Annotated in this window: 20 protein-coding genes; 9 read left to right on the top strand and 11 right to left on the bottom strand. The window is 57.3% G+C overall.

The window, feature by feature from the left end:
* Positions 1-130 precede the first annotated feature (130 nt).
* From GM79_RS11255 to GM79_RS11240, 4 genes are all read left to right on the top strand, one after another.
* Positions 131-397, top strand: coding sequence for a hypothetical protein (locus GM79_RS11255; protein WP_035563771.1), 267 nt, complete (start codon positions 131-133; stop codon positions 395-397).
* A gap of 236 nt (positions 398-633) precedes the next feature.
* On the top strand, positions 634-1,392 hold the full coding sequence (locus tag GM79_RS11250; RefSeq protein ID WP_035563767.1) for a hypothetical protein: 759 nt from the start codon (positions 634-636) through the stop codon (positions 1,390-1,392).
* 226 nt (positions 1,393-1,618) lie between these two features.
* Positions 1,619-1,837, top strand: coding sequence for a CsbD family protein (locus GM79_RS11245; protein ID WP_051718793.1), 219 nt, complete (start codon positions 1,619-1,621; stop codon positions 1,835-1,837).
* Between the two features lie 173 nt (positions 1,838-2,010).
* Complete coding sequence (locus tag GM79_RS11240; protein ID WP_051718792.1) at positions 2,011-2,841, top strand: DUF1206 domain-containing protein; 831 nt, start codon at positions 2,011-2,013, stop codon at positions 2,839-2,841.
* 53 nt (positions 2,842-2,894) lie between these two features.
* Here the strand turns inward: GM79_RS11240 and GM79_RS26525 are convergent, their stop codons facing one another.
* Genes GM79_RS26525 through GM79_RS11230 form a run of 3 tightly spaced genes read right to left on the bottom strand, consistent with a single transcriptional unit; the run spans position 2,895 to position 4,792 of the window.
* Positions 2,895-3,161, bottom strand: coding sequence for a Uma2 family endonuclease (locus tag GM79_RS26525; protein ID WP_410471182.1), 267 nt, complete (start codon positions 3,159-3,161; stop codon positions 2,895-2,897).
* Positions 3,077-3,523, bottom strand: a complete 447-nt coding sequence (locus GM79_RS25785; protein ID WP_051718791.1) for a Uma2 family endonuclease — start codon at positions 3,521-3,523, stop codon at positions 3,077-3,079. The genes GM79_RS26525 and GM79_RS25785 overlap by 85 nt, the downstream gene beginning before the upstream one ends.
* Before the next feature lie 36 nt (positions 3,524-3,559).
* Positions 3,560-4,792: an NAD(P)-dependent oxidoreductase gene (locus GM79_RS11230; RefSeq protein ID WP_035563764.1), complete on the bottom strand. Its 1,233-nt coding sequence runs from the start codon at positions 4,790-4,792 to the stop codon at positions 3,560-3,562.
* Positions 4,793-4,947: 155 nt separating this feature from the next.
* Between GM79_RS11230 and gcvP the strand changes: the two genes are divergently transcribed.
* Entirely contained in the window at positions 4,948-7,866 is a 2,919-nt protein-coding gene (gcvP, locus tag GM79_RS11225; protein WP_035563762.1) for an aminomethyl-transferring glycine dehydrogenase, read from the top strand.
* A gap of 131 nt (positions 7,867-7,997) precedes the next feature.
* On the opposite strand, the gene GM79_RS11220 is transcribed toward gcvP, so the two are convergent.
* The gene (locus GM79_RS11220; RefSeq protein WP_152559957.1) at positions 7,998-8,327 is read right to left on the bottom strand and encodes a hypothetical protein; all 330 of its coding nucleotides are present in this window, start codon (positions 8,325-8,327) and stop codon (positions 7,998-8,000) included.
* 238 nt (positions 8,328-8,565) lie between these two features.
* Here GM79_RS11220 and GM79_RS11215 point away from each other — a divergent pair, with 238 nt between their 5' ends.
* Positions 8,566-9,156, top strand: a complete 591-nt coding sequence (locus GM79_RS11215) for a DUF4136 domain-containing protein (RefSeq protein ID WP_035563756.1) — start codon at positions 8,566-8,568, stop codon at positions 9,154-9,156.
* A gap of 83 nt (positions 9,157-9,239) precedes the next feature.
* Here the strand turns inward: GM79_RS11215 and lipA are convergent, their stop codons facing one another.
* From lipA to GM79_RS11195, 4 genes are all read right to left on the bottom strand, one after another.
* Positions 9,240-10,133 (bottom strand): lipoyl synthase, encoded by an 894-nt coding sequence (lipA, locus tag GM79_RS11210; protein ID WP_035563753.1) that lies wholly within the window; start codon positions 10,131-10,133, stop codon positions 9,240-9,242.
* A gap of 164 nt (positions 10,134-10,297) precedes the next feature.
* Positions 10,298-11,446: a hypothetical protein gene (locus GM79_RS11205; RefSeq protein ID WP_152559956.1), complete on the bottom strand. Its 1,149-nt coding sequence runs from the start codon at positions 11,444-11,446 to the stop codon at positions 10,298-10,300.
* 279 nt (positions 11,447-11,725) lie between these two features.
* Positions 11,726-12,877 carry a hypothetical protein gene (locus GM79_RS11200; protein ID WP_035563745.1) on the bottom strand — a complete coding sequence of 384 codons (1,152 nt, stop codon included), beginning with the start codon at positions 12,875-12,877 and terminating at the stop codon, positions 11,726-11,728.
* A gap of 61 nt (positions 12,878-12,938) precedes the next feature.
* Positions 12,939-13,757, bottom strand: coding sequence for a hypothetical protein (locus GM79_RS11195; protein WP_152559955.1), 819 nt, complete (start codon positions 13,755-13,757; stop codon positions 12,939-12,941).
* Positions 13,758-13,863: 106 nt separating this feature from the next.
* Here GM79_RS11195 and GM79_RS11190 point away from each other — a divergent pair, with 106 nt between their 5' ends.
* On the top strand, positions 13,864-14,271 hold the full coding sequence (locus GM79_RS11190) for an OsmC family protein (RefSeq protein ID WP_035563743.1): 408 nt from the start codon (positions 13,864-13,866) through the stop codon (positions 14,269-14,271).
* Between the two features lie 57 nt (positions 14,272-14,328).
* On the opposite strand, the gene ytxJ is transcribed toward GM79_RS11190, so the two are convergent.
* From ytxJ to GM79_RS11175, 3 genes are all read right to left on the bottom strand, one after another.
* The gene (gene ytxJ, locus GM79_RS11185) at positions 14,329-14,676 is read right to left on the bottom strand and encodes a bacillithiol system redox-active protein YtxJ (protein WP_035563739.1); all 348 of its coding nucleotides are present in this window, start codon (positions 14,674-14,676) and stop codon (positions 14,329-14,331) included.
* Between the two features lie 144 nt (positions 14,677-14,820).
* Entirely contained in the window at positions 14,821-15,183 is a 363-nt protein-coding gene (locus GM79_RS11180) for a hypothetical protein (RefSeq protein ID WP_035563735.1), read from the bottom strand.
* 7 nt (positions 15,184-15,190) lie between these two features.
* The gene (locus GM79_RS11175; RefSeq protein ID WP_152559954.1) at positions 15,191-15,745 is read right to left on the bottom strand and encodes a hypothetical protein; all 555 of its coding nucleotides are present in this window, start codon (positions 15,743-15,745) and stop codon (positions 15,191-15,193) included.
* A gap of 839 nt (positions 15,746-16,584) precedes the next feature.
* On the opposite strand from GM79_RS11175, the gene GM79_RS25445 reads away from it, so the two are divergent.
* Complete coding sequence (locus GM79_RS25445; protein ID WP_161787163.1) at positions 16,585-16,734, top strand: hypothetical protein; 150 nt, start codon at positions 16,585-16,587, stop codon at positions 16,732-16,734.
* A gap of 46 nt (positions 16,735-16,780) precedes the next feature.
* The gene (locus GM79_RS11170; RefSeq protein WP_081867697.1) at positions 16,781-18,307 is read left to right on the top strand and encodes a TSUP family transporter; all 1,527 of its coding nucleotides are present in this window, start codon (positions 16,781-16,783) and stop codon (positions 18,305-18,307) included.
* Positions 18,308-18,464: the final 157 nt, after the last annotated feature.

Here is an 18,464-nt window from a genome sequence, read left to right as displayed (position 1 = left end):
ATGCTGCGCCAGCTGCACCGGCTGCCGCCATCACCTGTAACCCAAGGCTTACACACAGAGTAAAAGCCAATTAACTTTTGTCGTTATCTTCATTAACGGTAACTATTTGTCAACTTTTCTTTCCAAAACCATGAAATTCTCCCCCAAAACTCTTTTTTTCGTTGCGGCCTTCGGCGCTTTTGCCACTACTTCCTGCTCGGAGCAGAAAGCTGAAAATGCTGTCGACAACGCCGGCAATGCCATGGAAAACGCGGCCGAGAACACCGGCAACGCCATGGAAAATGCCGTGGATAACGCCAAAGAGGACATCGCCCGCGAGCCCGGCGACACCGCCGTAGTGCTCGGACAGCCTGCCAATGGCGTAGTAGAGGAAACTCCCGCCACTCCTCAGAACTAAGAGTTAACTCTCCTTTTCTAAAGACCCGCTACCATCGTAGCGGGTCTTTTCGTTTTTTATCGGGCACCGAATCATTTTTCTGATAAGTCATTTTTATACGATATAATCGCCTGTTAGCCAGTGTTTTTTAAATCAAATGTTGGCTAATTCGAAGTCGGGGATTCTCAAAACTGAATTAGCACCTGATTCGGTATTTATGCACATTTGCGCATGGTTCCACTTTAACGCCTTCCATCATGCGCGCCTTCTTACTCTTTGCATTACTGGCCTTATTGAGCGGTACCGCTCACGCCCAAGACTTACTCACAAAACGCAACGGCGAAGAACTCGCCGTGAAAGTGGTAGAAATCACTCCTTCGGAGGTAAAATACCGCCGTACCGACAACCCCGACGGTCCGCTCATCACCGTGTGGCGCACCGATGTTTTCATGATTCGCTACGCCAACGGGGCCAAAGAACTATTCGACAAAGCGGGTGCTGCTGCCACGCCCGCGGCAGTACGGGGAGGATTTCCGGCTGAGGTGCCGATTATCAGCAACGCCTCTCCGAACGATGCCATTCTGAACGAGCCCATCCGCCTCGATGGGCCACGCCTGGGCGTTACGGTGCTCTCGAATGGTGTGGTGAACAAAGCGCGGGAAAAAGGCACCGACCTCAACCCTTTCCTCACCCAGTTCGGCTGGCAGTTTGAGACGCGCTTGTTCCGGCTTCCCAATGGCCTGAGCGGGCTAGTGGAGTTTGTGCCGCTGGTGGGCGGGGTGGAGCAGGGCAAGTTTATTCCCAGCGTGAGTGGGCTGCTGGGCATACGCGGCGCCAAGGGATTCGAGTTTGGCGTAGGGCCCAACCTGACGCCACTCGGCGCCAACATTGTGCTCGCCGTAGGCACTTCCATCCAATCCAACGGGGTAAATTTTCCCATCAACCTAGCCGTGGTGCCCGGCAACGACGGCATGCGGGTGAGCTTGCTGGTTGGCTTCAATGCCCGGCACCAATAATTCGGGCGCACTCAATTCCTGGGAAGCCATGTAACCGCTTTGCTATTTGCGCGGGCAGTGGTGCGGACCATTCGGCGACCAAACCGCATTCCGGCGTCTGCAACGTAGCCCGGCTGACGCCCTGCAGCAGTACCAGAGCGGCGCCCCCCCACCTTTGCCGGTCCGCCCTCAACCATTTCGCAAGCACGCCGTACAAAGCCTACCTTTCCACATTTCCCTTCACAACATGGACCTTAACAACAACGGCATCGACGACCAATCCGAGCTGAAAGCTCGCGGCAACTGGAATCAGGTTAAAGGCGAAGCCAAGCAGAAGTGGGGCAACCTCACCGACGACGACCTCGACTACGAGGATGGCAAACAGGACGAGTGGTACGGCCGCCTTCAGGAGAAAACCGGCCACGCCGTGGAAGACATCAAAACCTGGTTCAACCGCACGTTTTAACTTACCGCATTGCCAATGAGGTGCAGCGCCTTCCAATCCACACGCTGCTGTCTCATTGTAGAAAGACCCTTTCTGTTCTCAGAAAGGGTCTTTTTAGTTTAACCAACCTCATCCCAACCTTTACCAAAGGCTAACACGTACTGAAATACCAACCGCACTTTTCACCCTTCCGCATGACTGCTTCCGATACCTTACTCTCCGCCGTTCCCCGCTCCCCTTCGTCCGGTATCAAAACGCTGGCCCGGTTGGGCTTTGCCGCCATCGGGCTGGTGTATGTATTGATGGGCGTGCTGGCCCTAATGGCCGTGACGGGCCTGGGCCGCGGCGAGCGCGCCAGCCGTGAAGAAGCCGTACAGCGACTCCAGGACCTGCCCGCCGGCAGCGTGCTGCTGGGTTTCATCGCCCTGGGCTTGCTGGGCTACATCGTGTGGCGCTTCACCCAAGCCATTATCGACACGGAGGATAAGGGCACGGACGCCAAGGGCTGGGGCACCCGCCTTTGGTACGCGGCCAGCGGCCTGCTTTATAGCGGATTGGCCCTATATGCCGCCCGCCTGGCCCTCAACGGCCGCGCCGAAAAGGGCGGCAACACGTCGAAAGACCTTGCCGCTACGGTGCTGGGTTGGCCGGGCGGCGACTGGCTGGTAATGCTGGCGGGCGTAGTGGTCATTGGTATTGCCATCTTTCAGGTTTACCGGGCTTACTCCGGCAAATTTCAGAAGGATGTGAATGCCAGTGGCCTTTCGGCAAGCCAGCAGCAGCTCGTGTACCGGGCCGGCCAAGTCGGGTTCACGGCGCGGGGCGTGGTACTGGCTGTGCTGGGCTACCTGCTGGTGCGGGCGGGCCAGCAGTCGCGGGCATCTGCCGTGGGCGGCACCGACGAAGCGTTCGACTTTCTGGCCACAATGGGGCCAGCCGTGCTGGGCATCGTAGCTGCCGGCCTGGTTGCCTACGGGCTGTTTATGCTGGTACAAGCCAAGTACCCGGTACTACGCGGGCTATAAGCCGGCTCCGCAGTTTGGGCGCAGCATACAGAGCTGCCTTTCGATGCCCTCGCTCAAGCGCTACCCATACGCGGTGCCTTAGTGCTCCGGTTCGTCGTCAAACACGTCGGCCCACTCCACGGCCAGGCCGGGCAGCGTGGCCACGGGTATGGGACCCGGCGCGGCGTACTCGGCGGCCAGTTGGTACTGGCCGCATCGGGTACGTAGATCACCACCGACCGAATGCCGGGGTATCCTATCCAGTATTCGCGCACGCCGTTTTCCTCGTAGAGGTCGAACTTGGTTTTGGTGTCGTGGCCCGCGTTGCCGGGCGAGAGGATTTTTTAATCCAATCGGGCGCACCCACGCAGCCGCGGGCATCAATTTTAGCCAGGTCGCACACCACGCAGATGTCGGGCTGCACCACAGTTTTTATCTGAAAATCGCCGTTGCCGTCACTTCGCGTCAGACGCACATCGAACGTAGCGGCGTACACCCGGCAGGGTTTACCCTTCAGAAAGCGACCTATCTCAATAACCAAATTGGTGGAGTACTGCTGGTGCCGGAAGGTCGGGGCCGACATCGGACGCAGCACCTTGCTCTTTATTAACTCCACGCATTCGGCAAACTCCCAGGTGAGGTAATCGGCGTAGGTATAGCTACCGTTGGGGTCGAGCTGCGCAAGTTGGGTGATGGGTTGCATATAAGCGGCACGCAGCGTTGCTTAAAAATACGGCCCTTAACCCACCGGGGCCGGGTGCACCTCGGCCACGTAGTCGGCCAGGTACTGGTAGCGGGAGGTGAGCGCGCCGTTTTTGGCAATGGTGGCGCGAGCAATCACGCCGTTGTCGTCGTGGCCAACCAAATGGGGCAGCACGTTGTCAATTAACTGCCGGCCAAAGTCGCGACTGGCGTTGCGGGGCAGCTCGCAGGGCAGGTTGTCCACGGCCATCACCGTGATGTTTTCGGGCCGCGCGTAGGCCGATTCCAGCTCCCCGGTCTGGGGGTTGTAATCGAAGGCCGGGTCGGCAATGGTGCTGGAGCGCTTGGTAGTGGGCACCGAGCCGTCCACGTCGCAGGTCACATCGGCAATAGTATTGATGCGGAACTCCGGGCGCAGTGTGTCGGCTTCCTCAAAGAGGTGGGGCGCGGCCGGGTGCCAGTAGGCGCAGGCAATGAGCAGGTCCGTCACCGGCAGAAACAGGCCGAAGGTGGACTCGTATTCCTGCGGGTTGGCGTGGAAATCGGCCGTGTCCCACACCCGGCCGTCGCGCCGGCGGTTGTAGTCGGAGCTGCGCAGTTGGGTGTATACCGGCTCCCGGAAGGTGAGGTAGAGGTAGTCGTACACGCTCACCCGGCGGATGCCCATGCGGTCGAGCACCTCCAGCGCCCCCTGCGCTACGCGCCCCGAGCCCGTGACGGCCATTTTGATGGGCGGCAGCTTTTTCACCTTGAAAAACTCCTCCTGCATGTCGTCCATGTCCAGGCACTCGTGGGCCGGCCTGAGGCTGAACAAGCCGTGCTTGCGGCCGTAGGTGAGCAGGCCGTTGTAGGCGCCCACAATGCCGGCGTAGCGCCCGAAGGCCACAATGCGTTCGCCCTGGGCATTGGTCAGCAGCTCGTAGTCAATCAGGGTGATGTTCTTCTTCAGCACCTCGCGCAGCAGGCCGCGGTTGGCAGGCTGCTTTTTCACGGTGTGCGAGAAAAACAGGTACGTTTTGTTGGGAATGAGCTGACTGAGGGGCACTTCCTTCACGCCCATAAGCACATCACAATCGGAAATATCGTCGCGCACTTCCAGGCCCAGGTCGCGGTATTCCTGGTCGCTGTAGCTGCGTACGGGGCTGCTTTGCACGACGATGCGCAGGTCGTCAAAATTCGACTGCGCTTCCGCGCATTTCTTGGGCGTGAGGGGCACGCGCTTGTCGGGCGGGGTTTTGCCTTCGCGGATGAGGCCAATGGTAAAAGACATGGGTGGGATTGGGTGGAGAGGTGAGCCGATGTTCGCCAAAATTACGGTTTTGTGCGCAGTCCACCGGACCTTTTGGGCCTTACCTTTGTTTAGGAATCTGAACCTGAGAATCACCACGTCAACACCGTTTCCCACCTCCCCATTTCTCGCCTTTTATGACGCTGAAACCCCAGCCTGCCGACGTTTTTGAAGACCGCCACAACGCGCCCGGCGCCGACGAGCAGGCCGCCATGCTTCGCGCCATCGGCGTGAGCAGCATCGAGCAGCTCATCGACGAAACCGTGCCGCCCGCCATTCGCCTCAAGCGTCCGCTGGACCTGCCCACGGCCCTGAGCGAGCGGGCTTTTTTGGCGAAGTTCAAGCAGATTGCCAGCCAGAACCAGGTGTTCAAAACCTACATCGGCCTGGGCTACCACGACACTACGCTGCCCCCGGTTATTCAGCGCAACATTCTGGAAAACCCCGGCTGGTACACCGCCTACACGCCCTACCAGGCCGAAATTGCCCAGGGCCGCCTCGAAGCCCTCATCAATTACCAAACGATGGTGATTGACCTCACCGGCATGGAAATCGCCAACGCCAGCCTGCTGGACGAGGGCACCGCCGCCGCTGAGGCCATGCACATGCTGCACAGCCAGACCAAGAAGAAAGGTGCCAACCAGTACTTCGTTTCCGAGCAGGTACTGCCCCAGACCATCGACCTGCTCCGCACCCGCGCCACGCCCGTGGGCATTGAGCTGGTGGTGGGCGACCACCGCGAAATCGACTTGAGCGGCGACGGCTTCTTCGGGGCGATGGTGCAGTACCCCGCCGCCGATGGCGAAATTTTCGACTACAAGGAATTCATCGGTCAGGCCCGCGCCAACAACGTGTTTGTGGTGATGGGCGCCGACCTGCTCTCCCTCACGCTGCTGACGCCTCCCGGCGAGCTGGGTGCCGACGTGTGCGTGGGCAACTCGCAGCGCTTTGGCGTGCCCATGGGCTACGGTGGCCCACACGCCGGCTTCTTCGCCACCAAAGACCAGTTCAAGCGCGTGATTCCCGGCCGCCTAATCGGCCAGAGCATTGACGCGGCCGGCAATAAGGCCTTCCGCATGGCCCTGCAAACCCGCGAGCAGCACATCCGCCGCGAAAAAGCCACCTCCAACATCTGCACCGCGCAGGTACTGCTGAGCGTGCTGGCCGGCATGTACACCGTATACCACGGCCCGAAGCGCATCCTGCAGTTTGCCGTGAACACCCACAGCCTGGCCCAAACCCTGGAAGCCGGCCTGAAAAAGCTGGGAGTGGAGCAAACCAACGAGCACTACTTCGATACCCTGAACCTGCGCCTCGAAAGCACCGAGCTGCAGCAGTCGTTGCGCCAGGAAGCCGAAGCCGCGTGCATCAACTTCCGCTATTTTGATGAAGTTCGGGTGGGCATTTCGCTGAATCAGAACACTGAGCTGAACGACGTAGCCGATATTCTGGCCGTTTTTGCCAAAGTATTGGGCAAGGAGTCGGACGCTTCGCTGCGCCTGCCCGAGGAGCTGGAGCTGACCTGGCCCCAACCCCTGGTGCGCACCAGCGACTACCTCACGCACCCCGTCTTCAACACGCACCACGCCGAGCACGAGCTGTTGCGCTACATGAAGCAGCTGGAGAACAAGGACCTCAGCCTCGCGCACAGCATGATTCCGCTGGGCTCGTGCACCATGAAGCTGAACGCCACCGCCGAGATGATTCCGGTGACGTGGCCCGAAATCGGCCAGCTCCACCCCTTCGCGCCGTTGGACCAAACCAAAGGCTACCAGCAGATTTTTGCCGACCTGCAAGCCTGGCTCTGCGAGGTGACCGGCTTTGCCGCCGTTAGCCTGCAGCCCAACTCGGGCGCCCAGGGCGAGTACGCCGGCCTGCTGGCCATTCGCGGCTACCACGAAGCCCGCGGCGACCACCACCGCAACGTGGCCCTAATCCCGGCCTCGGCCCACGGCACCAACCCCGCTTCGGCCGTGATGGCCGGCATGCAGGTGGTGGTGGTGAAGAGCACTGAAGACGGCAACATCGACGTGGCCGACCTCACGGCGCAGGCCACCAAATACGCCGACAAGCTCTCGTGCCTCATGGTGACCTACCCGAGCACGCACGGCGTGTACGAGGAAACCATTGTGGACATCTGCGACACCATTCACGCCCACGGCGGCCGCGTGTACATGGACGGCGCCAACATGAACGCCCAAGTCGGCCTCACCTCGCCCGCCATCATCGGCGCCGATGTGTGCCACCTCAACCTGCACAAAACCTTCTGCATCCCGCACGGCGGCGGTGGCCCTGGCGTGGGTCCCATTGGCGTGGTGGCCGATTTGGCTCCCTTCCTGCCCGGCCACGCCGTGGTAACGGTAGAAGGCCGCACCGATGGCGCGGTTTCGGCGGCGCCCTGGGGCTCGGCCAGCATCCTGCCCATTTCGTACGCCTACATCTCGATGATGGGCGGCGAAGGCCTACAGCGCGCCACCGAGTTGGCTATTCTCAACGCCAACTACATCAAGGCCCGCCTGGAGGAGCACTACCCCGTGCTGTATTCGGGCAGCCACGGCCGTTGCGCCCACGAGATGATTCTCGATTGCCGCCACTTCAAAAAGGCCGGCATTGAAGTAGAAGACATTGCCAAGCGTTTGATGGACTACGGTTTCCACGCCCCCACGGTGTCGTTTCCGGTAGCGGGCACGCTGATGGTGGAGCCCACCGAAAGCGAAAGCAAGCACGAGCTGGACCGGTTCTGCGACGCCATGATTTCGATTCGCAAGGAAATTGCAGAAGTGGAGTCGGGCCAGGCCGATGCCAAGGACAACGTGCTGAAGCACGCGCCCCACACCGCCGCCACCGTGCTGGTGCACGACTGGACCCGCCCCTACTCCCGCGAAAAAGCCGTGTACCCCATGGAGTACGTGCGCGCCGCCAAGTTCTGGCCCACCGTGAGCCGCATCGACTCGGCTTACGGCGACCGCAACCTGATTTGCAGTTGCACGCCCATCGAGCAGTACGTCGACCAGGAAGAAACCCTGGTGCAGGCCGACAAAGGCCCGTCGTACTAGCAGGCTGCTGAACCTGTAAATTGAAGAAACCGTTTAAAAAAACAAAGCCTCGCGTATTACGGCGAGGCTTTGTTTTTTTAAACGGTTTCTTCAGTATCAGCGAAAGTGGCGCGGCCCAGAAACCGCCGCTGCTACTTCACTTTGCGGTTGCCGCGCTCGTTGCCGCGCTCGCCAAAGCAGCGGCGGTCCATGTAACCAACTTTGGTTTCCCCACCCGTATCGAGGCGCACGCGCACAAAGTAGGCATTGATGGTATCAGTTACCTGCACCTCGTTGCCGGAGGTGGTTTGAGCCAGAACGGTAGAGGTTTTCTTCATGCCATCGTACACGGGGCAATCCACAATGGTGTTGTGAGCCACGGGGGTACGGTTGGTCCCGGCTTTGCTCATCTCGTCGCGGGCAGATGTGCAGGCAGCCAGTAGGCCCGTAACAGCCAGTAATAACAAGACGGTACTTTTCATTGACAAGGCGTGAGCATAAGTGTAAATTCGGGGGTAAGGTAGGACAAAATCTGTTTATACCAAACTAAAACCACGCATATTGCTTGCAATAAGGGCTTATCGGGCGCCGAATTATGTGGAACGCCAGGGTTCGTTTCGCCGTTATAATGACATCTCCCGAAAGCGGTTATCCCTCTCAATTTTTTCAGCCCTTTGGGACTTCCCATTAACCCGTGCATTTCTAAATTCTATGATTCGAATGACCCGTTTTCTGGCTCGCCCTGCTGCTTTGGCAGTCCTGAGCCTGGCGCTGCTGCTGGGCACTACCGGTTGCGCTACATCGTCGCGCGTGGGCGTGACAAATGACTTCGACCACTCCGTTAATTTTTCAGCCTTTAAAACATGGGCGTGGTACCCGCAGCAACCCACCGACACCGAAGGAGGACCGGCCAAAGGCTACGAGTCCTTTTTGGACAAGCGCATGCGCGCCGCAGTTTCGGCCGAAATGACCCGCAAAGGCCTTACAGAGGTCGCAACAACTCCCGATATTTACGTGGCTTACAGTGCCCGCGTGGAGCAGAAACAGCAAGTTTCGCCTTACTACAACGGCTTGGGGTATCCCTACGGCTACGGCTATGGGTATTACGGCCGCGGCATGCAGCCCATTACGCAGTACAAAGCCGGCACCGTGGTGATTGATATCATCGACGCCCGACGCAAGGAGCTGGCGTGGCGGGGCACGGGCCAGGCGCAGGTAGACCAAAACTCCATCAACGAAGCCGAAACCCTGCGCATCGTCAACGGCATCCTCGGCACCTATCCTCCTCAGGGAAATAACGTGCGGCGCTAGCCTGATGGGATTCCTGGCCAAGAAAAAGCCCCTCTTCGCAGTGTGAAGAGGGGCTCTTTCTTGTTTGGCGATTCCTGCTTTGCTTAAATCGGCACGTTCACATGACGCTCGGCGTGGTACGAGCTGCGCACGAGCGGGCCGCTTTCCACGTATTTCAGACCGCGCCGGAGGCCTTCTTCTTTGTAGTGCGCAAACTGGTCGGGCGTAATAAATTCGGCTACGTCGAGATGACGCTTCGTAGGCTGCAGGTACTGACCGAGCGTGAGAATATCCAGGCCATTGGCCACCAAGTCATCCATGGCCTGGTACAACTCGTCGGCTTTTTCTCCTAACCCGAGCATGATGCCCGATTTGGTGCGGTGGCCGGCTAGTTTGGTCCGGCGTATTTGCTCCAGGCTGCGGTCGTAGCGGGCCTGTGGGCGCACCAAGCGGTACAGGCTGCCCACCGTCTCCACGTTGTGCGAAATCACTTCCTGCCCTCCCGAAATCATTACGTCAAGGGCATCCCAGTTGGCTTTCACATCCGGAATAAGGGTTTCGATGGTGGTGCCGGGGCTGAGTTGCTTGGTGAGGACCACCGTTTCGCGCCACACGCTGGCACCCCGGTCCTTCAACTCATCCCGGTTCACGCTGGTAATCACGGCATGCTTCACCTTCATCAGGTGGATGGCTTCGGCCACGCGGCGGGGCTCGTCGAGGTCGTACTCGGTAGGGCGGCCGGTAGCTACCGCGCAAAAAGAGCAGGAACGTGTGCAGATATTGCCCAGAATCATGAACGTGGCTGTGCCCGCGCCCCAGCACTCGCCCATGTTCGGGCAGTTGCCGCTCTCGCAGATGGTATGCAGCTTGTGCTCGTCCACAAGACGCCGCACGGCCGCGTATTCTTCCCCCACGGGCAGCTTCACCCGCAGCCAATCGGGCTTGCGAAGACGGGCAGGCGCAGCCGTTTCAGGCTGGATAACAGGCAAATCAATCATTTTCGGTTAATAGATGAGCATTGCGAATTCGAATCCAAAATTCAAAAGCAAAAAAGCGGTCTAATCGTTTGAAAGAATCGGATACAGCTTTTTACATCATTTCGGCAAAGTAGCTTCCCTCACTATTCAACTCCGGCAGGGGCTCGCTGATTCCGGGGCCATCATCAGGTATTCTTAACCTGCGGCAAGTCGTAGTAAACCTTTATACTCTGAGAGCTTGAGTAATAATATAAGGTCGAGTTGTTTTTGGCGTGCTCAAGTATAGCTACTACCGCCGCCGGCGATAAATGGGCTTCGTAGTATTCAATTACATTTTGGTGCATCCGGACAATTTCAGCCTCGCTCATACCCAATGCGGTTTCTATGGCCTGACTCAAACCCTGCCGACCTGAAAAAGCGAGGCAATTGACCTTATCTATTAGCGGCGGAGATAAGTATTCCGCATGCTCCAGAATAGGAATGCACCCGATTGACATCGATTCAATAAGGTTGTGGCACATGGGGTGCGTGAAGCCGGGGCAAGCCAGAAAAAAACTGGCGCGCGCCAACTGAGCAAACCAATCCGTCTTGGCTATAATGTGGTCCTGCGATTCGGAATTCCTCCAGAAATTCGACGAATAAATGTGAATCGGTTTGCCAGCGGGCATCAAATCGGGCTGGATATTCACCTTATTCCCAAATTCAGCCATCACTGCCTGAATCATCTGGTTTCTGCTTAATTTCTTATGCAGAATATTGAGGAAAGAATCTTTGTATCCTTCGCTGGAGGTGTTGCCGGAAAAAAAGACTGCAATCGGCTTTTTAGCTGCTCTCAGTGACTGCACCTTTTGCTCCGAAAGGTTCTGATATTGCACTGGGTGCATCGAGAAGGGCAAAATATTATCCTTTCTGAAATTACCCGTTACCGAAAAAATGTTATCGCTCAGCTGTATTGTTTTCGCAGCGGGCGTGCTAGCGGTATTCGGGTTATCCGTCACCACAAAAGACACTTTGCCCAAGTCGGGAGCTTTTACAAAAAAGTAAACGCTTTTCAGGTCTAAAATAAGGTCAAAGAATTGCTCTGTGGGCTGAATAAAGCGGTAATCAATCTTGATGTAGCATTTGTAGCCAGCGGCACACAAGTGGTGGATGATGGGGTAGTAAAATCGGTAGTCCAGCTTCTTCAAAATCAGGACAACTACTTTTTCGCCATCATACGCAACCTCTGGATGAAGTTTTATCCTGTCGGTGTGAGCTAGCAGAAATCCCGCGAGCCCTTTCAAAATCGATATCCGCTGCGCAATAGATTTAAATAATGAAGGCTTTGGTTTCATATAAAGGCAATGCGCTAAAAGGCTACGGGTAATTCGAGAGAGGGCCGTCTCCGTAGGCCGCCTGCGTTGGATGAAGCAACTTTTGGCTCCGCGTTGCATAGCACCAACCGAAGCAGACAACGTGCATCAGCAAGCGCAAAAGGGGTCGGGAAAGCTCTTCTTAACCACCCGTCAAATACAAATATAAGGCTTCGCGCAATAGCTGATTTCGTAGTCGGCCGCACAAGCATACGGTCAAAACGGGTCAGATTGACGCGTGAACAGCTTTTTCTATCCTTCTTAAAGCGCTGGTTGCTGCTGTTGCTGCTTTCGTTGTTTATGCAGCCGGGCATATTCCTTCAGGCTTTGACCGCTCGAGTAATAGTAGAGGGTCGAATTATCCGGAGCCTGCTCAAACATGCTGACCACTGCTGCGCCCGAGAGGTGCTCCTCATAATAATCAACAACATTGGAACGCATCAACTCAATTTCGGCTACGGTCATTGCCAACACTTCCTCAATCGCCTGTTTCAAGCCCGATTTACCAGCAAAGGCGATACAATTTTTCTTGTTCTCCAAGGGCGGAAACAAATATTCGGGATGCTCAAGAATCGGAATGGTACCAATTGCCATGGCTTCAGTTAAGCTGTGGCACATGGGCTGAGCAAAGCCAGGACAAGCCAGAAAAAAATTGGTTTGGGCGAGCTGAGGCATCCAGTTTGCAATCGATGAATCGTAGGATTCAGCTTCGTTCTTGGGCCAGTCGTCCGGCTTATAAAGCTGAATGGGCCTATCCAGGTATTCCGGAAGAGGCTGGGTACCAACCTGATTTCCAAAATCCTCCACAACTGCTTCGATAATCTGATTTCTACTTAGCTTTTTGTGGAATATGCTAAGGTTTTCATCCCGGTATAGCGCGCGGGAAGTGTTGCCCAGAAAGAAAACCTTGAGTGACCTTTTGGTTTCTCTCAGTTTTTGAATTTTTGCACCCGACAAGTGAGGGTACTGAATTGGATGCACTGAGAACGGGATAATATTCTGCGTTTTGAAGTTTCCATCCATTGAAAAAATGGCATCGCTCAGCACGATTGTTTTCACGCCGGGAATTCTATCCGTTCTGTTGCCTTCTTCTACTACCAGGAAATCTGCTTTTTCAGCCCCTTCCAGCTTCAGCGCAAAGTACAAATTCTCAACATTCAATATTAGTTGAAAGTGAGGGTCTGTTGGCTGTAGAAACCGGCGGTCAACCTTAAGGTAGCACGTGTAGCCAGCGCCGCTCAAATGACGCAATATGGGATAGTAATAGCGGTAGTCACGGGTTACAAACGAAAATACGGCCACCTTTTCTCCGGCGTGCTTCACTTGCGGCCGACGCTTTATTCTGGCCGCGTACGTTACAAAAAATCCTAAGAGGTTTTTTAATATTACCAGACGCCGCGTAATGGATTCCATTAAAATAAACTCCTTTTGTTAACCTAAAATAACTGCACTGCCCGCAAAGATAGGCCGTCTGCTAGGAGCGTTGTCCAAAAAACAAGGTCAGGTACACCGACGGGAAGAGCTGCCGGTTGAGGCCGTCGACCTCCCGCGGGTTGTTGCTGGGGCTGAGAATGAGCAGGCGCTTGGTGTATCCTTCTACCAGAAAGCCGACTTCCATACCGGTAACGGCATCGCGGTAGCGGCCGTACTCGAAGCTAAGGCCGCCGCGCAAGTGAAAGCCGGGCACTACCTGGGTCTCGCCAATGCCGCTGAACAGCGGGCCCCGGTCCAAAATGGCGCCCACGTCGGCGTGCTTCACCGGGTCGTACTGCTCGTTCACAATTTCATCGGTAGCCAGATTAATGACGCGGGTTTGCACGGCCGTTCGGTCGAAACTAATGTAGTAGGGCATGAGCAGGCCCAGCGAAGGGCCGGCACTCAGCAGACCGTTTACCTGCACGCCGGCATCGGCGGCCTTGCGAAACAGAATGCGCTGCAGGCCCACCGATGGCCGCAGTACGAAAGCGTGATTGGTCTTGCGGTCGATGTAGCTGCCACCTACTTGGGTATTGATACGCTCTTCTTTGGTGTTCTTAAGCATGACGCCCTCCAGACTCCAAAAGCGCATCCACTGGTCGTCGAGCACGCGCGTGGAGCGCACCGAAACGCCGCCAATTAGCCCACCCTGGGTGTTGAAGTTGACCCCGTAGATAAATTCTTTGCTGTACGACTGCTCGTCGGAGGGCGCGGCGGGCACGGACGCGGAGCGCAACGGAGCCTGTGCCTGAGCAGCAACAGCCACGAACAGGCCTGCCGCCAACAAGCCCCAAAAACGGCAAGGAAAATGAAGCATAGTCAACCAAAATTAAGCCCGACAAATCGCCACAGGCGCGGCGCACCACTTAATACGTAAATTAGCTATCGAAGAAACCACTTTGTAAAGGTAACTCCCTGTCTTGATGAACACCGCCACCGCCCGCTATGCCGGCCAACTCCGCACCGAAGCCACCCACGTCGCCTCGGGCAATATTATTCAAACCGATGCGCCCACCGATAACCACGGCCGCGGTGAAGCTTTTTCGCCAACCGATTTGGTAGCCACCGCTCTCGGCTCGTGCATGATGACGGTGATGGGCATCGTGGCCGAACGCCATAAGCTGAGCCTGGTTGACAGCACTTTCTCGGTAGTAAAGCACATGAGTAGCGATGCGCCGCGCCGCATCGCGCAAATCGACGTGACGTTTAGCCTGCCCGCAGCACTATCCGGCTCCGACCGCACCCTGCTCGAACGCACCGCCCTTACTTGCCCGGTCACCCTGAGCCTGCACCCGGAGATACGCCAAAACGTGGTGTTTTTGTACGTTTAAGGAGGCCATAGATGGTGGAAGGCCCAGCCAGCTTTGGCTGAGGCCTTCCGCCGTTTGCTACTTCGCTACCTTGGCGGACACGTCGCTCAGGCGAATTCCCATGTGCGAGGCATCATACTGGCACGCACCGTCTTTGATGAGCAGCAATTGGGGTGACTCGTGCCGAATGCCGAACTGGTCCGCTATCTGAGCCGAAATTGGACGGAAACGCAACAGGTCCAGGTAGTAGATGGGCACGTTGGACAGACCACTATCGGCCCATTGGCGCTCGATTTTGCTCTTGGCGGCTGCGCTGATGGAACAGGTAGTGCTGTGTTTGAAAATGAGAACGGGCTGCTCATGAGAAGCTTGCGCCAGTTCATTTAGCTGTTCAGATTGCGTGAGGGGAAGCCAGGGAGTTGACATATTGTGTAATTAGAAATGAGGGTTTCGAAGGCAACAGTAGTACACCGAAGCCCCGAATGAGGCAAAAGGACGGTTGCCGCCTGCCAGGAAATTGTGGTACGTGTACTACAACAGTTCAACGGCACTTGATTCCCCGGGGCTCCCTCATTTTTTTTTGGGGGCCGTTGGCAAAACCGGTTTGGGCTGTTTTTTGAGCCGAATACCAAAAAAGGGGGGCGACTTCACGGGCGGGGTCGCGATGCCGTCGTAGTCCACCTCATCGCCGGTGTATACTTCCTCATCGCGCCGAATAGCTTGGGCCTGGGCCGGGTTGCTTTGGCCGCGCTTCAGCTTGGCGGGGTTCACGGCGAGGTGGCTGTCTTTGTAAGGCGAAGCGGTACGCTTGGCATCGCGCAGGGCCTGGCGGTTGGCCGCTTTCACTTTTGCGGAGTTTTCGTGCACAATTTGAGCACTCGCCGGCTGAATCCCCAGCAGCAACACGCCCAGAGCCAGCAGCAACAGGCCCAAACCCGCCCTACGGCTTGCCTGCCGGAGCGGGCTCGGGGTCGGGAGCCGCGTCGGGCTCAGCATCAGGCTCAGCGGGAGCTGCCACCCGGTGGTCGGGGCTGTAGTTGGGTTTGCCATGAGACTTGAATTTGAAAAAGTGAACAATCGACTGCCAGGGTTTGAAAGGCTTCGGGGCGGGCTTGTTGATGCGCCTCCGCATCAGCTTCGGCTTTTTCAGCAGCCCGGCTTTATCGTAGCTTACCGTGGGGCGCTCGGGCAGGGTGCGGACTTCTTCGGCCACGGCCGCTTCGGTTTTGATGGCACCTCCCGTGGGCGTGGAAACATCGGTGGCCGCTTCTTCGTCTTCGGAAGCCGTTTTTTTCTTAAAAAAACTCGTAGGCTCGTTCTTCTTACGGGCCTTGGCCGCCGCTTTTTGCTGAGCGATGAATTCGGCCGACGGCTTGGGCGTGAGGATGCGGTAGGGATGAAAAATACTGTGGTACAGGTTACAGCCATTCAGGCCTACCAGCAGCAGCACCGCCAACGCACCACGAACAACAACGGAGGATAGGCAGTATTTCACCTTGGGGCAGCCAGAGTCATATAAAGATAAAGAGAGGAAAGATACGATGCCAGCGCGCGAAAACCGCGCCAGCGCAGTGGAACGCCCCCGGTGATGAACCGGCAGCAAAGGCAGAATTCAGGCCTGTGGTGTCTCTCCGGCAGAGCATCGATGAGACAGGGAAAATCAGCGTGCTGCCCCTCTGATTTTGCTCCCTTCCGGAAGGTGCGGCCATCCTTTTTAAATTTTGGGAGCTGCTTCTCTGGTTCATCGGATTTTTGCCCGTTGCAATTGCTTCAGCAACCCTTCCTCGGGACGCTATTCCTCTGTACACAGTGGAGAGAGACAGGCTCGACGAAAAGCCAACAACCCCCATTAGTTGGCACGATGCCAAGTGCTGAAATATGAATATGCCGTTAGCATCTATCTCCCTCGCCGCTCCCAATTCGCTACCCTCGCTGTTTCGCGCCCAATGTATTGTGGCATGAGCCGTCCGCTGGTGGCTGCGCCGGGGGCAGCTGTTGTTTGTTGAGCAAGGTTTTTTTCCGGCCGCCGCTTGAAGGCCGCCCATCCACTGATTACCGGCGGGGCGACGGACTCACCGCACGTCGTGTAGCGGCATCTGGTGGTCACTCTGGCCTTTCCTTATCAGGACTTACGCACTCAGTTGCTGGCGCGCGTCTCTGACGCGTGGCTTGCTGGCTTGGCGTTTCCAAACGCCGCCGTTCGCACCGTCTGGTCTCGTTGGCCGCGCGCGTCAGAGACGCGAAACCAGTGGGCAACGCGTCGGAGACGCGCGCCAGCAACTGAGTGCGTAAGTCCTACTTATTTTATCTGCCGAGAAAAACACCTTTTCCATCATGGTATTACCTCTTGAAAGCCAGGTCGCTGCCCTGTGTCATCACCTGCCCGAACGCTCGACACTGGAAATCCTGAGCCTGCTGGCCGAGCACTTCGCCGGCAGCGTGTCGTTTTCTGCACGCGAGATGCTTCGGCTCCGCTCCGCATGACGCGCTGCCAGCAACAAACGCCAGCCCATTTGTATCTTTCTGGGCTATGAACTCCGACCTCACGACCCCAACGGCCCCGGAGGCAACCGATACCGTGCCGGGGTCGGGTCCACCGGCCAACACCCTTTTTCCCATCTTCCTGAAGCTGGAGAACCTGCGCGTGCTGCTGATTGGCGGCGGCAATGTGGGCCTGGAAAAGCTGGGCGCCATTCTGCGCAACAGCCCCGAAACGGCCGTTACCGTGGTGGCCCCGTGGCTTTTGCCCGAGCTGCGCGAGCTGGCCGTCCGCCACCCCAAAGTGCAGCTGCACCAGCGCCCTTATCAGGAATCCGACCTCAACAACGCCGACATTCTGTTTCTGGCCACCAACGACCCCGAGCTGCACCGCCACATTGGGGTAGCGGCAGCGGCCCGCCGCCTGCTGACCAACGTGGCCGATACGCCCGCGCTCTGCGATTTCCATCTCTCTGCGGTTTTGCAAAAGGGCGATTTGAAAATTGCCATCTCTACCAACGGCAAGTCGCCCACCGTGGGCAAGCGCCTGCGCGAAGCGCTGGCCGAGGTGCTGCCCGCCGAGCTGGCTTCCGTGCTGGGCCAGATGAACATCATTCGCAGCCGCCTGCAAGGGAATTTTGCCGAAAAAGTAAAGTCGCTGAATGCGGTTACTGCCGAGTTAGCTTACGGCCCGGCCTACGAAACGCCTGCTACCGCTTACTGGCGGCGCGTGGCTACTGGCGTGCTCATCACATTCGCGGGCTTCATTCTACTCAATATCTTCTCCTACTACTTCACCTGGCAGCAGGCCTGGGACCTGGCGCGCTCGTCGGACACGTTCTACAAGTTCGTGGCCGTGGGCTTTCTGGCCCAGTTGGTCGATGGCGTGCTGGGCATGGGCTACGGCGTGGTGTCGGCCATCAGCCTCACCTCGCTGGGGCTGGGGCCGGTGGCCGTGAGTGCCAGCATTCACACGGCTGAGGTGTTTGCCAGCGGGGCATCGGGCTACCACCACTACCGGTTTGGCAACGTGAACAAGCGCCTGTTTCGGGTGCTGCTGCTGCCGGGTATCGCAGGCTCCGTGAGTGGGGCGCTGCTGCTGGCGCATTTCGGCGACACCTACGCCAGCTACATCAAGCCTATCCTAGCTGTTTACCTACTGCTTTTGGGTTTGCGTATCATCGCCAAGGCGTTTCAGAAGGTGGTTGGCCGGCGCAAAAAAGTAAAGAACGCCGGTTGGCTGGCCGGCGCGGGGGGCTTCCTCGATTCGTTTGGCGGAGGCGGCTGGGGGCCGTTGGTAACCAGCACTTTGATTGCCAAGGGCCGCACGCCGCAGTACGTCATTGGCACGGTGAGCTTGGTGGAGTTCTTCGTGACGTTTGCCAGTGCCTTCACGTTTTTCACCCTGCTGGGCATCTCGCACTGGCAGATTGTGCTGGGCCTTATTGTGGGCGGGGTAGCCGCCGCGCCCATTGCCGCCCGGCTGGCCGGCCGCCTGCCCATCCGCTGGATGTTCGTGGGCGTGGGCCTCATGGTCATCGGCTGGAGCTTGTGGGCGCTGCGCAAGCTGCTGTGGTAATGCTTGGCAGGAATAAACACGCTCTGAAAACCTTATTCGGTTTGTCCTGCTGAGCTTGGCGAAGCATCTCTACCGCACAGGTAATCAAAGTCACTATTGTGGTAGAGATGTTTCGCCAAGCTCAGCAGAACGGCCTGTATTGTTCAGTTTATCAGGA

This window comes from Hymenobacter sp. IS2118, from assembly GCF_000715495.1.
In the GTDB taxonomy this organism is placed as follows: Bacteria; Bacteroidota; Bacteroidia; order Cytophagales; family Hymenobacteraceae; genus Hymenobacter.
Note: the sequence above shows the minus strand (reverse complement) of the source record. Positions and strands in the feature narration are given on the sequence as shown.